General features: G+C 71.7%; 17 protein-coding genes and 1 riboswitch. Of the genes, 11 read left to right on the top strand and 6 right to left on the bottom strand.

What is annotated here, in order from left to right; translation table 11 throughout:
* The first annotated feature begins 160 nt into the window (after positions 1 to 160).
* Positions 161 to 472: a hypothetical protein gene (locus CWOE_RS19135; RefSeq protein WP_012935288.1), complete on the top strand. Its 312-nt coding sequence runs from the start codon at positions 161 to 163 to the stop codon at positions 470 to 472.
* Here the strand turns inward: CWOE_RS19135 and CWOE_RS19130 are convergent.
* Positions 463 to 1011 (bottom strand): hypothetical protein, encoded by a 549-nt coding sequence (locus CWOE_RS19130; RefSeq protein ID WP_041730693.1) that lies wholly within the window; start codon positions 1009 to 1011, stop codon positions 463 to 465. The two genes, CWOE_RS19135 and CWOE_RS19130, sit on opposite strands and share 10 nt — an antisense overlap.
* 132 nt (positions 1012 to 1143) lie before the next feature.
* Between CWOE_RS19130 and CWOE_RS19125 the strand changes: the two genes are divergently transcribed.
* From CWOE_RS19125 to CWOE_RS19085, 9 genes are all read left to right on the top strand, one after another.
* Positions 1144 to 1986: an ABC transporter permease gene (locus CWOE_RS19125; protein ID WP_012935286.1), complete on the top strand. Its 843-nt coding sequence runs from the start codon at positions 1144 to 1146 to the stop codon at positions 1984 to 1986.
* The gene (locus CWOE_RS19120; protein WP_012935285.1) at positions 1983 to 2732 is read left to right on the top strand and encodes an ABC transporter ATP-binding protein; all 750 of its coding nucleotides are present in this window, start codon (positions 1983 to 1985) and stop codon (positions 2730 to 2732) included. The genes CWOE_RS19125 and CWOE_RS19120 overlap by 4 nt, the downstream gene beginning before the upstream one ends.
* Positions 2729 to 3763 carry an ABC transporter substrate-binding protein gene (locus CWOE_RS19115; RefSeq protein WP_012935284.1) on the top strand — a complete coding sequence of 345 codons (1035 nt, stop codon included), beginning with the start codon at positions 2729 to 2731 and terminating at the stop codon, positions 3761 to 3763. The genes CWOE_RS19120 and CWOE_RS19115 overlap by 4 nt, the downstream gene beginning before the upstream one ends.
* On the top strand, positions 3756 to 4682 hold the full coding sequence (locus CWOE_RS19110) for an aliphatic sulfonate ABC transporter substrate-binding protein (RefSeq protein WP_012935283.1): 927 nt from the start codon (positions 3756 to 3758) through the stop codon (positions 4680 to 4682). The genes CWOE_RS19115 and CWOE_RS19110 overlap by 8 nt, the downstream gene beginning before the upstream one ends.
* Positions 4679 to 5881, top strand: coding sequence for an LLM class flavin-dependent oxidoreductase (locus CWOE_RS19105; protein WP_012935282.1), 1203 nt, complete (start codon positions 4679 to 4681; stop codon positions 5879 to 5881). Before CWOE_RS19110 ends, CWOE_RS19105 begins: the two co-directional genes overlap by 4 nt.
* Before the next feature lie 14 nt (positions 5882 to 5895).
* Positions 5896 to 6909 (top strand): aliphatic sulfonate ABC transporter substrate-binding protein, encoded by a 1014-nt coding sequence (locus CWOE_RS19100; protein WP_012935281.1) that lies wholly within the window; start codon positions 5896 to 5898, stop codon positions 6907 to 6909.
* A gap of 127 nt (positions 6910 to 7036) precedes the next feature.
* On the top strand, positions 7037 to 8134 hold the full coding sequence (locus CWOE_RS19095) for an ABC transporter substrate-binding protein (RefSeq protein ID WP_012935280.1): 1098 nt from the start codon (positions 7037 to 7039) through the stop codon (positions 8132 to 8134).
* Positions 8109 to 8930 carry an ABC transporter ATP-binding protein gene (locus tag CWOE_RS19090; protein ID WP_012935279.1) on the top strand — a complete coding sequence of 274 codons (822 nt, stop codon included), beginning with the start codon at positions 8109 to 8111 and terminating at the stop codon, positions 8928 to 8930. Before CWOE_RS19095 ends, CWOE_RS19090 begins: the two co-directional genes overlap by 26 nt.
* Complete coding sequence (locus CWOE_RS19085; RefSeq protein ID WP_012935278.1) at positions 8927 to 9703, top strand: ABC transporter permease; 777 nt, start codon at positions 8927 to 8929, stop codon at positions 9701 to 9703. The genes CWOE_RS19090 and CWOE_RS19085 overlap by 4 nt, the downstream gene beginning before the upstream one ends.
* A 62-nt stretch (positions 9704 to 9765) precedes the next feature.
* Here the strand turns inward: CWOE_RS19085 and CWOE_RS19080 are convergent, their stop codons facing one another.
* From CWOE_RS19080 to CWOE_RS19065, 4 genes are all read right to left on the bottom strand, one after another.
* A complete protein-coding gene (locus CWOE_RS19080) occupies positions 9766 to 10752 on the bottom strand; it encodes a nucleoside hydrolase (protein ID WP_012935277.1) in 987 nt (328 codons plus the stop codon).
* A gap of 89 nt (positions 10753 to 10841) precedes the next feature.
* Positions 10842 to 12590: a pyruvate dehydrogenase gene (locus CWOE_RS19075; protein ID WP_012935276.1), complete on the bottom strand. Its 1749-nt coding sequence runs from the start codon at positions 12588 to 12590 to the stop codon at positions 10842 to 10844.
* A 30-nt stretch (positions 12591 to 12620) separates the two neighbouring features.
* A complete protein-coding gene (locus CWOE_RS19070; protein WP_012935275.1) occupies positions 12621 to 12878 on the bottom strand; it encodes a DUF7218 family protein in 258 nt (85 codons plus the stop codon).
* A gap of 136 nt (positions 12879 to 13014) precedes the next feature.
* Positions 13015 to 13617 (bottom strand): FKBP-type peptidyl-prolyl cis-trans isomerase, encoded by a 603-nt coding sequence (locus tag CWOE_RS19065; RefSeq protein WP_012935274.1) that lies wholly within the window; start codon positions 13615 to 13617, stop codon positions 13015 to 13017.
* 139 nt (positions 13618 to 13756) lie between these two features.
* Here CWOE_RS19065 and CWOE_RS19060 point away from each other — a divergent pair, with 139 nt between their 5' ends.
* The gene (locus CWOE_RS19060; protein WP_012935273.1) at positions 13757 to 14611 is read left to right on the top strand and encodes a phosphatase PAP2 family protein; all 855 of its coding nucleotides are present in this window, start codon (positions 13757 to 13759) and stop codon (positions 14609 to 14611) included.
* A 9-nt stretch (positions 14612 to 14620) separates the two neighbouring features.
* Here CWOE_RS19060 and CWOE_RS19055 read toward each other — a convergent pair whose 3' ends face one another.
* Positions 14621 to 15175, bottom strand: a complete 555-nt coding sequence (locus CWOE_RS19055; protein ID WP_012935272.1) for a cob(I)yrinic acid a,c-diamide adenosyltransferase — start codon at positions 15173 to 15175, stop codon at positions 14621 to 14623.
* A gap of 68 nt (positions 15176 to 15243) precedes the next feature.
* A riboswitch (cobalamin riboswitch) is annotated at positions 15244 to 15436 on the top strand.
* Positions 15437 to 15438 lie beyond the last annotated feature (2 nt).

Below are 15438 nucleotides of genomic sequence, written 5' to 3'. Positions count from 1 at the left end.
GGTCTGGCGCATGCGCGCGCGAAACCTGCCGAACCCTGCTCGTCCCTGTCTGCGCCCATCCGGAGCAATAGATACATAAAAGCTGTAAATCGACGAACCTCTCGCCTTCCGGGGATAGCTTCCGCCGCTCGTTCTCAGCAGCGACCATGGGAGGCGCAGCATGTCGTCGATCGAGCAGCGGCAGTTCGGGCAGGAGATCGCGGAGCAGCAGCCGGCCGACACGACGATCCTGATCGCAGGGGTGGACGACACCCCGCCGGACGTCTGGATAACGATGCCCAACGCCGGGTACCTGTGGGTCGCGTACGAGTATCAGCAGCAGCCCTCGACCGTCTACGTCTGGCACCAAGGCGGTAGCACGACGCCGGTTTCGCCGGGCTTCAGCACGGTTCAGATAGGCGCCGGCGATGCGCTCGTCTACTCGCTCGCGTCGCCCGACACGCCGATCAAGCTCGGCTGGGCCTACATCTGAGAGGCCGCCAACTGCAGCGAACCGAGCGCGAGCCGGCCGCGGGGCGCGCCGTCGAAGACGAACGTCACCTGCGTCACCCGCCGCAGGTCGACGCCCGCGAACGCGCTCAGCGGGAGCCGCAGCTGCCGCAGCAGGACGCGCGGCGACAGGTCCTGCTTGGCGCGGGGACGACCGGGCGCGGGCAGCGGCGGGAACGCCGCCCGGGCGACCGCGCCGGTGCCGTCGGTCAGCTCGACGCTGAGCCGCTGCGCACGGCCGGGGTCGATCGTGAAGTCGGCGGCGCGAGCGGGCGGTAACCGCGGTAGCTCGGGTTCGCGGCCCAGCCGCGGGGACAGGGCCAGCCCGGCCGCAGTCTGGTCCCGCGCCGGCAGCTGGCGTGGCGGCCGTGCGCGATCAGCACGAGCGGCGCTGCCGACGGGCGGGCCGGCGCGTGGATCTCGGCGCGGACGCCTGAGGGGAGCGAGACGTCCGTGCGGATCACGGTGTCCGGTGAGGCGGTCGCGGCCGGGGCCGTCGCGGCGCACGCCGCCAGCGCGCACGACGCGAGCAGCAGCCGGCGGAGGGTGGAGGGGGTCATGAACAGAGTTGCCCCGAGCCGCTCCAACTGTTGTCACCAAGAATCTATGGTAAGTTGATCGAGTTAGTCGGGTTTAGTCCGCGACCAAATCTTGATGAAGCCGATCGAAAATATCGAAATAGAGCAGTCCGGCGGCTCCGCCGCGGTCGGCCGCCGCTCCCGCGCCGGCCGCTCGCTGCTCGCGACGGCCGCGATCCGCGCGAGCGTCCCGCTTGCGCTGCTCGGCTTGTGGCAGCTCGCCGCCGCGCTCGACCTGATCGACACGACGCTCGTGCCGCCGCCGAGCGAGGTGGCGAGCGCCTTCTGGGACCTGCTCACGAGCGGCAGATTGGCCGACGCGCTCGCGATCTCGCTGACGCGCTGCGCGCTCGGTCTGCTGATCGGGATCCCCGTCGGCCTCGCGCTCGGGATCGCGGCCGGCCTCTTCAAGCTCGGCGAGGAGCTGGTCGACGCGACGATGCAGGCGCTGCGGACGGTCCCGTTCGTGTCGCTGATCCCGCTCTTCATCCTCTGGCTCGGGATCGGCGACACGTCGAAGATCGCGCTGATCGCCTTCGGCGTCACGTTCCCGGTCTACATGAACACGTACGCCGGCATCCGCGGCGTCGACGCGAAGCTGATCGAGGCCGCGGAGGTGTTCGGCCTCAACCGCCGCCAGCTCGTCCGCCAGGTCGTCGTGCCCGGCGCGCTGCCGTCGATCCTCGTCGGCCTGCGCTACGCGCTCGGCCTGTCGGTGATCGCGCTCGTCGTCTCCGAGACCGTCAACGCCAACAACGGGATCGGCGCGCTCGTCTCCGACGCGCGCCAGTTCCTCCAGACCGAGGTCGTCCTCGTCGGGATCCTCGTCTACAGCGCGCTTGGGTTGATCGGCGACGGGGCGATCCGGCTGCTCGAACGCCGGCTGCTGAGCTGGCGCGGGAGCTTCCGCGGCGCATGAGCATCACGGTCGACGCACCACCCGCGACGGCGTCCGCCGTCCGCGCGCACGGGATCGTCAAGCGCTTCGGCGCGCGCACGGTCCTCGACGGTCTCGACTTCGAGATCGGCGCGAGCGAGTTCGTCGCGCTGCTCGGCCCGAGCGGCTGCGGCAAGACGACGCTGCTGCGGCTGCTCGCGGGCCTCGAGCACGCGCAGGCCGGCGCGATCGAGGTGCCCGGCGCGCACTCGATCGTCTTCCAGGAACCGCGTCTGCTGCCGTGGCAGAAGGTCTGGCGCAACGTCCTGCTGGGACTCCCGAAGGGCACGCGCGCGCGTGCGCTCGAAGCGCTCGGCGAGGTCGGCCTGCACGGCCACGCCGACGCCTGGCCGGTGACGCTCTCCGGCGGTGAGGCGCAGCGGACCGCGCTCGCCCGTGCGCTCGTGCGCGAGCCGCGGCTGCTGCTGCTCGACGAGCCGTTCGCCGCGCTCGACGCGCTCACGCGGATCAGAATGCACGCGCTCGTGCGCACGCTCTGGGAGGCGCACCGGCCGGCCGTGCTGATCGTCACCCACGACGTCGACGAGGCGCTGACGCTGGCCGACCGCATCACCGTCATGCGCGACGGCGCGATCGGCCTCGACCTGACTGTCCCGCACGAGTCGCGCACGCGCGGCAGCGCCGGCTTCGAGCGGCTGCGTGCTCAGCTGCTCGCGGAGCTGGGCGTGGACGCAACCCACCCGACAGACGACGAGGAGACCTCGTGACGAACCAGCTCTGGATCACCCGCTGCCCGGTCCCGACGGCCTCCAGCGTCGCGTTCGACCGCGGCCTGCTGGAGCGCGACCTCGGTCCGCTCGGCGTCGCCGTCGCCTCGCTGCAGGACGCGCCCGACGAGGCGACGCGCGACGCGCACTTCCACCACGGCCTCGACGGGCTCGTGCGCGAGGGCGGCAACGTCCCGGCGCTGTGGGCGCGCTCGACGGGCACCGCGACCCGCCTCGTCGCGCTGACCTGGATCGACGAGTACCAGGCGATCCTCACGACCGATCCCGCGCTGGCCGGCGACCCGGCGCGGCTCGCCGGCCGGCGGCTGGGGATCCCGCGCTACCTCGACGCCGTCGTCGACTTCCAGGCGGCGATGGCGCTGCGCGGCTTCGACGCTGTGCTCGGCCTCGCGGGCGCGGGCTTGAGCGACGTGGAGCTGGTCGACCTGCCCGCCACCCGCAGCCGGACCGGCTGGGGACCGGGCGAGCGCGCGCCGAGAGGCGCCTGGGAGCTGGAGCTGCGCGCGCTGCGCGACGGCGTCGCCGACGCCGTCTACGTCAAGGGGGCGCCCGGCGTCGCGGCGGCCCGCGCCGCCGGCGTCCACGAGGTCGTCGAGTTCGGCTCACATCCCGACCCGGCAGTCCGCGTCAACAACGGCACGCCGCGCACGATCACCGTCGCCGCCGCGCTGCTGGACGAGCAGCCGCAGGTCGTCGCGCGCTACCTCGCCACGCTGCTCGACGCGGCCGACTGGGCCGGCGTCAACGGGGAGGAGGTCGCGCGCGTGTTCAGCTCCGAGACCGGCGGCGACCGTGACGCCGTCCGGCGCGCCTACGGCGACGCGCGCCTCCATCCCGACCTGCGCGAGGACTGGCTCGACGCGCTCGACCTCGAACGGGCCTTCCTGCGCGACCAGGGGCTGCTCGGCCCCGACGGCGGCTTCGACGTGCGCGCGTGGGTCGATCCCGCGCCGCTCGCCGCCGCCCGCACACTCCGATCCGCAACACACGAGGACCGAATCCATGCCTGACGACACGCTGATCCGCATCGGGGTCCACCCGAGCAACCCGTCGCTCTTCGCGCTGCGCCGCAAGGGCTTCCTCAACAGACTGCTGGCGCCGCTCGACGCACGCGTCGAGTGGGTCGAGTACCCGAGCGGCCTGACGACGCTGCCGCTGCTGGCGCAGGACAGGATCGACGTCAGCGGCACCGGCGCGACGCCGCCGATCAGCGCGCAGGCGGACGGGCTCGACGTCGTCTACATCGCTGCGTCCGAGCCGCGGCCCGCGCACGGCAAGCTCGTCGTGCGCTCCGACGACGACGAGATCGAGGTCGTCGCCGACCTGAAGGGGCGCAAGGTCGCGCTCGCGCACGGCTCCTACCAGACGATCCTGCTCGCGGTGGCGCTCGACCAGGCCGGGCTGACGTTCGACGACGTCGAGCGCGTCGACACCGCCGCCGCCGACGCGGGCAGCGACTCCGCGCGCGGGCGCGCACTGCTGGAGCGGGGCGAGGTCGACGCCTGGATCGGCGGCGACCCGGACCTGCTGGCGGCGGAGCAGGCCGGCGCCGTGCGCCCGCTGATCGACACCGGCGAGGTGATGTCGAACCGCTCCGTCTGGTTCGGCCGCCGCGACTTCGCGCGGCGCAGCCCGCTGCTGCTGGAGGCGTTCGTCGAGGCGCTCGTGCAGATCGACGCGTGGATAGCGCGCAATCCGCCCGCCGCCGCCGAGCTGTTCGCCGCGCACGCGCCGGGCCTGACGAGCGCGGAGGAGTGGGAGAGCGCGCTGCGCCGCCGCCCATGGGGCCCGAAGCCGATCGGCGACGCGTTCGTCGAGGAGCAGCAGCGCGCCGCCGACCTGCTCGCGCGGCAGGGGATCGTCGCCCGCCGGATCGACGTGCGCGACGCCGTCGCCGAGCCGGCCGCGGCGCTCGTGGGGGCGGCGTGACGGCGCTCGCCGACGCGCCCACGGCGACGCAGCGCGACGCGGTCGAGGTCCTCTGGTACCTGACCGGACCGGACGGCCCCTACCCGTGGCGCCCGGACGGCTCGCGCACGCTCGACTGGCCGTACCTGCGCCAGATCGCGGGGGCGATAGACCACCTCGGCTACTCCGGCGCGCTGTTCGCGACCGGCGTCCACGACACGTGGGTGCTGTCCTCGACGCTGGCGCGCGAGACGGCGCGGATGCGCTTCCTGATCGCCGTCCACCCGCCGCTGATCTCGCCGGTGCTGGCGGCGAAGATGACGGCGACGTTCGACCAGTTCTCGGGCGGCCGCACGATCCTCAACATCGTCTCCGGCGACGCCAACACGTTGAAGTCCAACGGCGTCCCGCTCGACCACGCCGATCGCTACGCGTACACGAGCGAGTGGGTGAAGATCTGGCGCCGCGTGCTGGAGGGGGAGACGGTCGACTTCGACGGCCGCTTCCTGAAGGTCGAGGGCGGCAGAGTCGTGCTGCCGCCGGTCCAGCGGCCGACGCCGCCGCTGTGGTTCGGCGGCGCCTCGCCGGAGGCGCTGGAGAGCGCGGCGGAGAACATCGACACGTACCTGTCGTGGGGCGAGCCGCCGGCCGAGACGGCGGAACGGATCAAGCGGATCAAGGAGCTGGCGGCCAAGCACGGGCGCGAGGACAGGCTGCGCTTCGGCATCCGCCTCTACATCGTCACACGCGAGACCGACGAGGCCGCGTGGGCGGCGACACAGGATCTGCTCGACCACATGGACCCGGAGTCGGTCGGCCGGATCCAGCAGCTGTTCGCGAGAACCGACTCGGTCGGGCAGCAGCGGATGACCGCGCTGCACGGCGGCACCGTGCCGGAGAACGTCCGCGACCTGGAGATCCACCCGAACCTGTGGGCGGGGCTCGGGCTCGTGCGACCGGGGCCGGGCACGGCGATCGTCGGCAGCCCGGAGACGGTGCTCGACACGATCCAGCAGTACCGCGACGCCGGCATCTCGACGTTCATCGTCTCCGGCTTCCCGCTGCTGGAGGAGGCCTACCGGATCGCCGAGACGATCCTGCCGCACCTGCCCGTCGTGCATGACCTGAACGCGCAGGCCGAGCCGACCGCCGCCGCCCCGCGGCTCGACGCCGCCCGCCATACCTGGACCGAGCAGGTGCCCGGAGTCCCGACCCGATGACCCGAGGAAGCGACATGACGAAGCGACTCGCCTGGCTGGCCACCTCGATCGCGATGCTGCTCGCGGCGACGGTGCTGGCGGCGTGCGGCGGCGACGACTCCACCGACGCGACGGCCGCGAGCGCGTCGTCGTCGGCGTCGTCGGAGGGGGCGACCGTCAAGATCGGCACGCTCCAGGGCGTGACGCTCGCCGCGGTCGCGAGACACATCGGCTCGATCGACAGAGCGCTTGCGAGCGTCGGCGCGAGAGCGAGCTACGAGGGCCCGTTCCCCGCGATGGTGCCGGCGATCGAGGCGATGAACGCGGGCGACGTCGACATCACCTACGGCTCGATCTCGGCCGCGATCGGCGCGCTGGCGGGAAACTCCGACTTCAAGATCTTCGCGATCGAGCCCAACCAGCCCGAGAACGAGGGGATCATCGCCGGCAGAGACAGCGGGATCGCGACCGCCGCCGACCTGAAGGGCAAGAAGATCGCGGTCAACAGAGCGGGCACGGGCGAGTACCTGACGCTGCTCGCGCTCGACAGAGCCGGCCTCAGCAGAGACGACGTCGAGCTGGTCTACCTGCCGCCGGCCGACGCGGCGAGCGCGTTCGGCAGCGGGCAGGTCGACGCGTGGGCGACGTGGTCGTCGTTCACCGGCCTGGCGCAGGACAAGCTCGGCGGCAGACTCGTGATCTCCGGCGGCGAGCTGGGCTCGCTCAACGACACGCCGTACATCGTCTCCAGCGAGTTCGCCGAGCGGCACCCGGCGCTCGTCGCCGCGGTCTACCGCGGTCTCCAGGACGCGGCCGCGTGGATCGCGGCGAACCCCGCCGAAGCCGCGAGACTGTACGCCGACGCCGGCCTGCCGGACACGGTCGCCAGAGCGCAGGTCGACGCGGCCGAGAGACTGGAGCCGATCACGCCGGCGATCTTGGCGCGCTTCCAGCAGGTCGCGAGGTACGTCGCCGAAAGAGGCGTCGTGCCGGGCGAAGTCGACCTGAGCGACCGCACGATCGACGACGTGGAGGAGGCACGCAGATGACGTGACCACGCGATACGTTGCCGCCTGGAACCGCGACGGTTGACGCAACGTTTAGGCTGCTGCTCACGTACAACCAACCGAAACAGGTTCAAGGTAGTGAACCTGAACTGGTAGAAGGAGTTGTGAGATGAGAGCTGCCCGTCGCCTGCGGTCCCTCCGCCTGCTTGCCCTGGCCGTCTTCGCGCTGGTCGGCCTGGTCGTCGTGTCTGGCTGCGGCAGCAGCGATGACGACTCTGGTGGCGGCCAGACGACCGCGGCTGCTGGAGGCAGCGGCGGCGGCGAGACGTCGAAGATCAAGCTCCAGTACGGCTGGACGGTCGACGAAGGGTTGATCGGCGAGGTCGTCGCGATCGAGGAGGGCTTCTTCGAGGCCGAAGGGCTCGACGTCGAGATAGTCCCCGGCGGCCCGAACAACGACGGCGTCGCCTCGGTCGCCTCCGGACGAGCCCAGATCGGCGTCGCGTCCGAGAGCCCGCCGGTGATGCTCGCCGCCTCCCAGGGGATCCCGGTGCAGGCGTTCGCCGCGCAGCTCCAGTCGCACCCGTACGCCTACTTCGCGCTGCCGGACACGCAGCTCGACTCGCCCGAGGACCTGAAGGGCAAGTCGGTCGGCGTGCCGCCGCCGGCCGTCGGCATGCTCGACGCGTACCTGAAGGACAACGGCATGACGAAGGACGACCTCGACAGCGTCAAGTCGGTCTCCTTCGACGTCGCGCCGCTGCTGCAGAGACGCGTCGACGTGTGGGGCGGCTGGCTGACCGACCGCGCGCAGCTGAGACTGCTGCCGGAGGGCTACAGAGTTCTGCCGTACGCCGAGAGCGTCCCGCTCTACGGCGGCACCTACTACGCCAACCCGAGATTCCTCGCCGGCGACAGAGACAAGGCCGAGGCGTTCCTGCGCGCGGTCGCCAGAGGCTGGGCGTTCGCGAAGAGAGACCCGGAGGCGGCGGCGAGAATATTCGTCGAGGCGTACCCCAACTCCGAGGGCAAGTCGACGATCGAGTCGATCGTTGAGGCGCAGGAGACGCTGTTCCCGTTCATGTGGACGGAGACGAGCGAGACCGGCGGCTACGGCGCGATGGACCCGGCGGCCTGGCAGGAGCAGCTCGACCTGTGGGAGCAGACCGGCCAGTTCGACAGAGGTGACGTCCCGACGGTCGAGGAGGTCATGACGACCGACATCCTCGACGCCACCAGAGATGACCGCACTGCACTCGCGAAGTGAGGTGAGCACGGCGGCGATCTCCATCCAGGAGGTCGCCGTTCGCTTCAGATCGAAGCGCAAGACGTTCACGGCGCTGGAGGGCGCGTCGTTCGACGTGCGCGAGCGCGAGTTCCTGTCGATCCTCGGCCCGTCGGGCTGCGGCAAGTCGACGCTGCTGCGCGTGATCGCCGATCTGATCCCCGCCAGCGGCGGTCGGGTCGACGTGCTCGGTGGGACACCGGCCGCAGCGCGCTCCGCGCGTGAGATCGGCTTCGTCTTCCAGCACGCCGAGCTGCTGCCGTGGCGGACGGCGATCGAGAACGTGCGGCTGCCGCTGCAGGTCGGCGGCCGCCGCGCGAAGGCGGCGCCGGCCGCCGACGGCGGCGCGCCGCGCGACCCGCAGGAGCTGCTGGACCTGGTCGGCCTCGGCGACCGCGCCGACGCCTACCCGCGCCAGCTCTCGGGCGGCATGCGCCAGCGCGTCGCGATCGCTCGCGCGCTCGTGACGAAGCCGCGGATCCTGCTGATGGACGAGCCGTTCGGCGCGCTCGACGAGATCACCCGCGAGACGATGAACCGCGAGCTGCTGCGGATCTGGGAGGAGACCGGCACGACGATCGTGTTCGTCACCCACTCGATCCCGGAGGCGGTCTTCCTGTCGCAGCGGATCGCGGTGCTGACGGCGAACCCGGGCCGGCTCGCCGGCACGCTCGACGTCACGCTGCCGGCCGAGCGCAGACCGGAGATCCGCGACGCGCCTGAGTTCGTCGAGATCGCGTCGAGAGCGCGTGCGCTGCTGCACGGAGGTGCATCGTGAAGTGGACCGCGGAGGACCTGCGCGGCGGCCTCGGCCGCACGCTGATCGGGCTGAGCGGGATCGTCGGCGGCATCGCCCTGTGGTGGGCGGTCGTCAACGTCTTCGACATCGAGCCGTACGTCGTGCCGCCGCCGGGCGACGTGTGGAAGTCGCTGACCGACGACTTCTCGATCCTGATGGACAACCTCTGGCCGACGGCGCAGGAGGCGCTGCTCGGCTTCGCGATCGGCAACCTGCTGGCGATCGCGATCGCGATCGTCTTCGTCCACAACAAGACGGCCGAGCGGAGCTTCTTCCCGGTCGCCGTCTTCGTCCAGACGCTGCCGCTCGTCGCGGTCGCGCCGGTGCTGGTGCTGATGTTCGGCAATGGCATGGGGTCGAAGGTGATCATCGCGGCGCTGATGACGCTGTTCCCGACGCTGGTGAACATGGTCCGCGGCTTCAACGCGATCAGCCCGCAGACGCTGGAGCTGTTCCGCGTGCTGTCAGCGTCGAAGCTCGACGTGTTCTGGAAGGCGCGCACGTTCACGTCGCTGCCGTTCCTGTTCTCGTCGCTGAAGATCGCCTCCACCTCGGCGGTCGTCGGCGCGATCATCGCCGAGTGGATCGGGGCCGACAAGGGCCTCGGCTACCTGATCATCAATGCGACGTACAACTTCCAGACGCCGCTGCTGTACTCGACGATGATCGTCGCGTCGCTGTTCGCGCTGCTGCTGTTCGCGATCATCGGGCTGATCGAGAAGCTGGTCGTGACGTGGGAGACGGACGACTAGGAGGTCGCCCGTCGCGGCCCGCCCGGCCGTCCGTCCGGGCCGGCCCCGCCCCCGGCCGCGCGCTACGTGCGCGCGGCCAGCTCCACCAGGCGGTCGAGCAGCCGCGCGATGTAGCGCTCGCCCTCGCCGCCGAACGGCACCTCCGCGTTCGGCGGCTCGCCGCCGTTGCCCTTCCAGTCGGCGAACGTCTGGCCGGCGGTCTGCTCGCCGCCCAGCTCGACGCCGACGTGGAGGGCGACGTGCTCCGACAGCAGCGCCGGGTCGAGCACGCAGCCGACGACGAACGGGTCGTGCACGTGCGCGCCGCGGAAGCCGTCGTATCTCTCGTGGAAGTCGAAGTAGAAGCCGAGCGAGTCCTCGACGAAGCGGACGAGCGGGACGTCGCCGGCGCGCTCGCGCAGCTCGGCGAGGTGGTGGGGGAGGATCGCCGCCTTCTGCGTCACGTCGAGCCCCATCAGCAGCGGCAGCGGCGCACCGTCGCGCCCGAAGCGGCGCAGCACGCAGGCGGCCGCCTCCGGGTCGACGGTCATGTTCCACTCGGTCACGGGCGTCGTGTTGCCGGCCTCTCTGAAGGTGCCGCCCATGATCACGAGGCGCTTGAGCAGCGTCGGCAGCTCGGGCTCCCACAGCACGGCGGTCGCGACGTTCGTCAGCGGGCCGAGCGCGACGAGCGTCAGCTCGCCCGGGCGGGCGCGCGCCTGCTCGACGATCAGCTGCGCGGCGCAGCGGTCGGACTGCCGGGCGGCCGGCGCCGGCAGCGTCGCGCGGCCGATCCCCTCGGGCCCGTGCGTCTCGGGTGTCGGCGTGAGCGGTCTGCACAGCGGCGCCGCGGCGCCGGCGGCGACCTCGACCTCGCCGCGCCCGGCCAGCTCCAGCACCGCGAGCGTGTTGCGCGTGACGTGCTCCAGCTCGACGTTGCCGGCGGCGGTCGTGACGCCGACCAGCTCCGCGTCCGCGCTGGCGGCGGCGAACAGCAGCGCGAGGCTGTCGTCGATGCCGGTGTCGACGTCGAGGATGAGCGGGACCGGATGGGATGATGCGTTCGACATGCTGAACTCGGTTTCGTTGGTGACCGGTCAGCCTAGCGCGGCGCCGCTCGGCGCGGCGGCCGCGGCGCGGCTGCGGCGCCCCGCGCCGCCTACGGTCGCGGGATGTTGCGCAGGTTCGAGCGGGCGAGGTCGATCATCCGGCCGACGCCGCCCTCGACGACCATCTTGCTCGCCGCGATCGCGAAGCCCTTGATCTGCTCGGCGGTGATGTTCGGCGGCATCGAGAGGGCGTTGGAGTCGGTCACCAGCTCGATCAGCGTCGGGCCGGGACGGGAGAGGCCGTCGGCGAGGCCGTCGCGCACCTGCGCCGGGTCCTCGATCCGGATCGCGTCGATGCCGATCGCGCGGGCGATCGCGGCGAAGTCGTGCGGCTCGTGGTCGGTCTGCCAGTCGGGGATCCCGCCGACGAGCATCTCCAGCTTCACCATCCCGAGCGAGGCGTTGTTGAAGACGACGACGTTCAGCGGCAAGTTGTGGATTCTCACCGTCAGCAGCTCGCCGAGCAGCATCGACAGCCCGCCGTCGCCGGACAGCGACACGACCTGGCGGCCCGGGTGCGCGAGCTGCGCGCCGATCGCCTGCGGCAGCGCGTTCGCCATCGTCCCGTGGCGCCACGAGCCGATCACGCGGCGGCGGCCGTTGGGCGTCAGGTAGCGCGCCGCCCAGACGTTGTTCATGCCCGTGTCGACCGTGAAGATCGCGTCGTCGGCGGCCAGCTCGTCGAGCATCGCGGCGGCGTACTCGGGATGGATCGGCACGTGCTTCTCGACATTGCGCGTGTACGCGTCGACGACCTTCTCCAGTCTCGCGGCGTGCCGCCTCAGCATCGTGTCGAGGAACGTGCGATCGGTCTTCTGCTCCAGCAGCGGGAGCAGCTTGGCGATCGTCGCGGCGACGTCGCCGTGGACGGGGAAGTCGACGAGCGTCCGCCGGCCGAGCTTCGCCGGGTCGCGGTCGACCTGGGCGGTGTGGGCCTGCGGCAGGAAGTTGTCGTATGGGAAGTCGGTCCCCAGCAGCACGAGCAGGTCGGCCTCGTTGCTCGCCTCGTGGCAGGCGCCGTAGCCGAGCAGTCCGCTCATGCCGACGTCGTAGGGGTTGTCGAACTGGATCCACTCCTTGCCGCCGAGCGCGTGGCCGACGGGGGAGTGGACCTTGCCGGCGAGCGCCATCACCTCGGCGTGCGCGTCGCGCACGCCGGCGCCGCAGAAGAGCGTCACGCTGCCCGCGCGGTTGATCGCGTCCGCCAGCGCGATGACCTGGTCGTCGCTGGGGACCACCGTCGCGCACGGCGCGGCGAGCACGCTCTCGCCGGTCGCGTTCGCGACGTCCTCGTTGGCGAGGTCGCCCGGCATCGCGACGACGGACACGCCGCCGCGCCCGAGCGCGGTCTGGATCGCGATCCGCAGCACGCGCGGCATCTGCTCGGCGCGCGAGACCAGCTCGCAGTAGTGGCTGCACTCCTGGAACAGACGCTCGGGATGCGTCTCCTGGAAGAAGAGCGTGCCGACCTGCGCGGAAGGGATGTGAGACGCAAGCGCGAGCACCGGCGCGCCGCTGCGATGGGCGTCGAAGAGGCCCTGGATCAGGTGGAGGTTGCCGGGGCCGGAGCTGCCGGCGCAGACGGCGAGCCTGCCGGTCAGCTGCGCCTCGGCGCCGGCCGCGAAGGCGCCCGCCTCCTCGTTGTGGACGTGGACCCAGTCGATCCCGTCCGTGCGCCGGACGGCGTCGACGATCGGGTTGAGGCTGTCGCCGACGACGCCGTAGATGCGCTCGACGCCGGCCTGGCGAAGGACCGTGACGAACTGCTCGGCGACGGTGCCGCTCGCTCTTGGAGCCATGCGGCCGATGCTAGCGCTCGGCGGTCGCGGTCAGTGGTTGCGCAGCGCCGAGACGAGCTCGCCCTTGTTCATCTTCGAGCGGCCCTCGATGCCGATCTCGGCGGCGCGTCTGCGCAGCCGTTCGGCGTTCCACTCCTCGTAGGGCGGCGATCTGCCGCCCTTGCGACCGGTCGCGCTGCGGCTGCCGGCGTTCGCGATCCGCGCCGCCTTCTCCTTGCTGGCACCGTCACGCCGGAGCGCCTCGTACTGCTCGTCGTCCTTCACGGTCGGTCCGTGGTTCTTCGCCATGACGCGGCTCCTCTGCGATCAGCGGTGGACGCCAAAGAGCTACCCCGTGCGCGGCGGCATTAACGACGACGGGCCCGGAGACCCGGGCCCGTGGTGGTGCGTTGTCGCGGCGCCCGCAGGGGCCGCGCAGGTGCGCTCAGCCGGCCGGCTGGCCTGCTGCTGCCGGATCGGCGGCGGTGCCAGCGGCCGTCGCCTTTCTGACGCCGAGCAGGTCGACCGTGAAGAAGAGCGTCGAGTTGGCCGGGATCGTCGCCTGGGCCTGTTCGCCGTAGCCGAGCGCCGGCGGGATGATGAGCGTGCGGCGGCCGCCGACTCTCATGCCGGGGATGCCCTGCCACCAGCCGGCGATCACGCCGCCGTTGTCGATTCTGATCTCGAGCGGCTCTCTGCCTCTACCCCATGAGCCGTCGAAGAATCTGCCGCTCTGGTAGATCGAGCCGTAGTAGTCGGCGATCGCCGTGTCGCCGGGCTCGAGCGTCTCGCCGTCGCCGACTCTGACGTCTTTGATGATCAGCTGGTCGACTCTGGCGCCGGGGTGCGGCCCCTGGACCGGTCTTCTGTACGGATTTCTGATCGCTCTGACCACCGGCTCCGCGGGCGTGGTCGCCGCGGAGGTGGCGGCCGACGTCGACGCGGAGGTCGAGTCGGACGAGCTGTCGTCGTCGCCGCAGCCGGCGAACAGGAGTGCCGCACCGGTGAGGCCGACGGCAAGGATTCGGGTTGCGCGAGCTGTGGTCACGAGGCGGGAATGTACCGGAGCGGCGCCATCTCGTGCGCCGGTTCGATTCACGCCATTAACTGGAGGATCGTGAATTTAGGCTGCATTTAGGCCCTCGCCGCGGATCTGGCCGGCCTCCGGCGCTCGCTAGGCTGAATCGATGCATCGACGGACGCAGCTCGCGCTCACGGGGGCGCTCGTGGTCGCCGCGACGCTGCCGTTGGTCTACCTCGCGGCGGTGCACGTCGCGCCGATCCACTGGCTCGACGCCGCGATCCTGAAGGGCTTCGCGAACCTCAACGGTCCGCGCGTGGAGCCGATCGCGACGTTCCTCGCGACGCTCTGCGATCCCGACATGTTCGTCTGGTTCGCGGCGGCGCTCGTCGCGATCGCGCTGCTGCGGCGACGGCCGCGCACCGCCGTGGCGGTCTTCGTCGTGCTGCTCGGCGCGAACGTCACGACGCAGCTGCTGAAGCCCGCGCTCGCGACGCCGCGCTACTCGTCGCTGCTGGAGGAGATCGGGCAGATCGCCGCGGTCTCCTGGCCGAGCGGCCACGCGACCGCGTCGATGGCGATCGCGCTGTGCGCGATCCTCGTCGCCCCGGCGGCCTGGCGCCCGTGGGTGGGCGCGCTCGGCGCGATCTTCGCCGTCGCGGTCACGTTCTCGTTCCTGACGCTCGAGTGGCACTACCCCAGCGACGTGCTCGGCGGCTTCCTCGTCTCGACGGCGTGGACGCTGGCGGCGGTCGCGGTGCTGTCGTGGTCGGAGCAGCGCTGGCCGCTCGCGCGCGACAGGGCACGACGACCGTCGGTGCGCGAAGCGCTCGCGCCGGCCGCGATCGCCACCGCCTGCGCGTCGCTGCTCGCGGGCGTCGTCCTGCTCGCGCGGCCGGACCAGGTCGTCTCCTACGCGCAGACCCACACCACGTTCGTGATCGGCGCGGCGGCGCTCGCGGCCGCCGCGCTGATGCTCGCCGCCGGCGTCAGCCTGCTGCTGCTGCGCGCGCCGCGCTGAGCGGCGGTGCTACTGGTTCTGCCCCGGCTGCCACAGCGGCTCCTCGCCGCCGTTGGCGCCGCGGCTGAGGATGAAGAGCAGGTCCGAGAGCCGGTTCAGGTACGAGACGACCTCGGCGTTGAGGTCGTCGCCGACCTCGATCGCAGCCCGCTCCGCGCGCCGGCAGACGGTCCGGCAGACGTGCAGCTGCGCGGCTGCCGGCGTCCCGCCCGGGATCACGAACGAGCGCAGCGGCTCCAGCGTCGCGTTGACCTCGTCGCAGCGCTCCTCCAGCCAGCTGGTCTGCTCGGGCGTGACCCGCAGCCGCTCGCGGTCGCCGCCGTGCGGGACCGACGTGTCGGCGCCGACGTCGAAGAGGTCGTTCTGGATCCGCCGCAGCCAGCCGACGTACGGCTCGGGCATCCCGGGCGTCACGAGCGCGACCCCGAGGTGGGCGTTCAGCTCGTCGACGGTGCCGTACGCGACGATCCGCGGATGCGTCTTCGGCACGCGGCTCATGTCGCCGAGATGCGTCTCGCCCTTGTCGCCGAGGCGCGTGTAGATGCGCGTCAGGTTGACTGTCATGGACCCATCCTAGCCCTGCCCGGACGCCGGGAACCCCGGATGCAACGTCGTTCCGGCGCGCCGAGCGCTACCATCCGCGCCGTTCAAGGTCGGTGGCGATGGGAAGTCCGGTGCGAATCCGGCGCGGACCCGCCACTGTGATCGGGGACGCTCGCCGCACGCGCCACACGGGCGCCGGCCACCGGGAGGCTTCGCCGACCGGGAAGGCGCGGAGGGTCGGCCCGAGAGCCAGGAGACAGAGCCTCCGACCGCTCGACTCATAC

The organism is Conexibacter woesei DSM 14684 (genome assembly GCF_000025265.1).
Lineage (GTDB): Bacteria > Actinomycetota > Thermoleophilia > Solirubrobacterales > Solirubrobacteraceae > Conexibacter > Conexibacter woesei.
The sequence above is the reverse complement of the archived record's forward strand: the minus strand, read 5'-3'. Positions and strand labels throughout refer to the sequence as shown.

Coding starts and splice junctions, on each gene's coding strand:
- CWOE_RS19135 (WP_012935288.1), top strand. CDS start 161: ATGTCGTCGATCGAGCAGCGGCAGTTCGGGCAGGAGATCGCGGAGCAG.
- CWOE_RS19125 (WP_012935286.1), top strand. CDS start 1,144: ATGAAGCCGATCGAAAATATCGAAATAGAGCAGTCCGGCGGCTCCGCC.
- CWOE_RS19120 (WP_012935285.1), top strand. CDS start 1,983: ATGAGCATCACGGTCGACGCACCACCCGCGACGGCGTCCGCCGTCCGC.
- CWOE_RS19110 (WP_012935283.1), top strand. CDS start 3,756: ATGCCTGACGACACGCTGATCCGCATCGGGGTCCACCCGAGCAACCCG.
- CWOE_RS19100 (WP_012935281.1), top strand. CDS start 5,896: ATGACGAAGCGACTCGCCTGGCTGGCCACCTCGATCGCGATGCTGCTC.
- CWOE_RS19095 (WP_012935280.1), top strand. CDS start 7,037: ATGAGAGCTGCCCGTCGCCTGCGGTCCCTCCGCCTGCTTGCCCTGGCC.
- CWOE_RS19090 (WP_012935279.1), top strand. CDS start 8,109: ATGACCGCACTGCACTCGCGAAGTGAGGTGAGCACGGCGGCGATCTCC.
- CWOE_RS19080 (WP_012935277.1), bottom strand. CDS start 10,752: ATGTCGAACGCATCATCCCATCCGGTCCCGCTCATCCTCGACGTCGAC.
- CWOE_RS19075 (WP_012935276.1), bottom strand. CDS start 12,590: ATGGCTCCAAGAGCGAGCGGCACCGTCGCCGAGCAGTTCGTCACGGTC.
- CWOE_RS19070 (WP_012935275.1), bottom strand. CDS start 12,878: ATGGCGAAGAACCACGGACCGACCGTGAAGGACGACGAGCAGTACGAG.
- CWOE_RS19060 (WP_012935273.1), top strand. CDS start 13,757: ATGCATCGACGGACGCAGCTCGCGCTCACGGGGGCGCTCGTGGTCGCC.
- CWOE_RS19055 (WP_012935272.1), bottom strand. CDS start 15,175: ATGACAGTCAACCTGACGCGCATCTACACGCGCCTCGGCGACAAGGGC.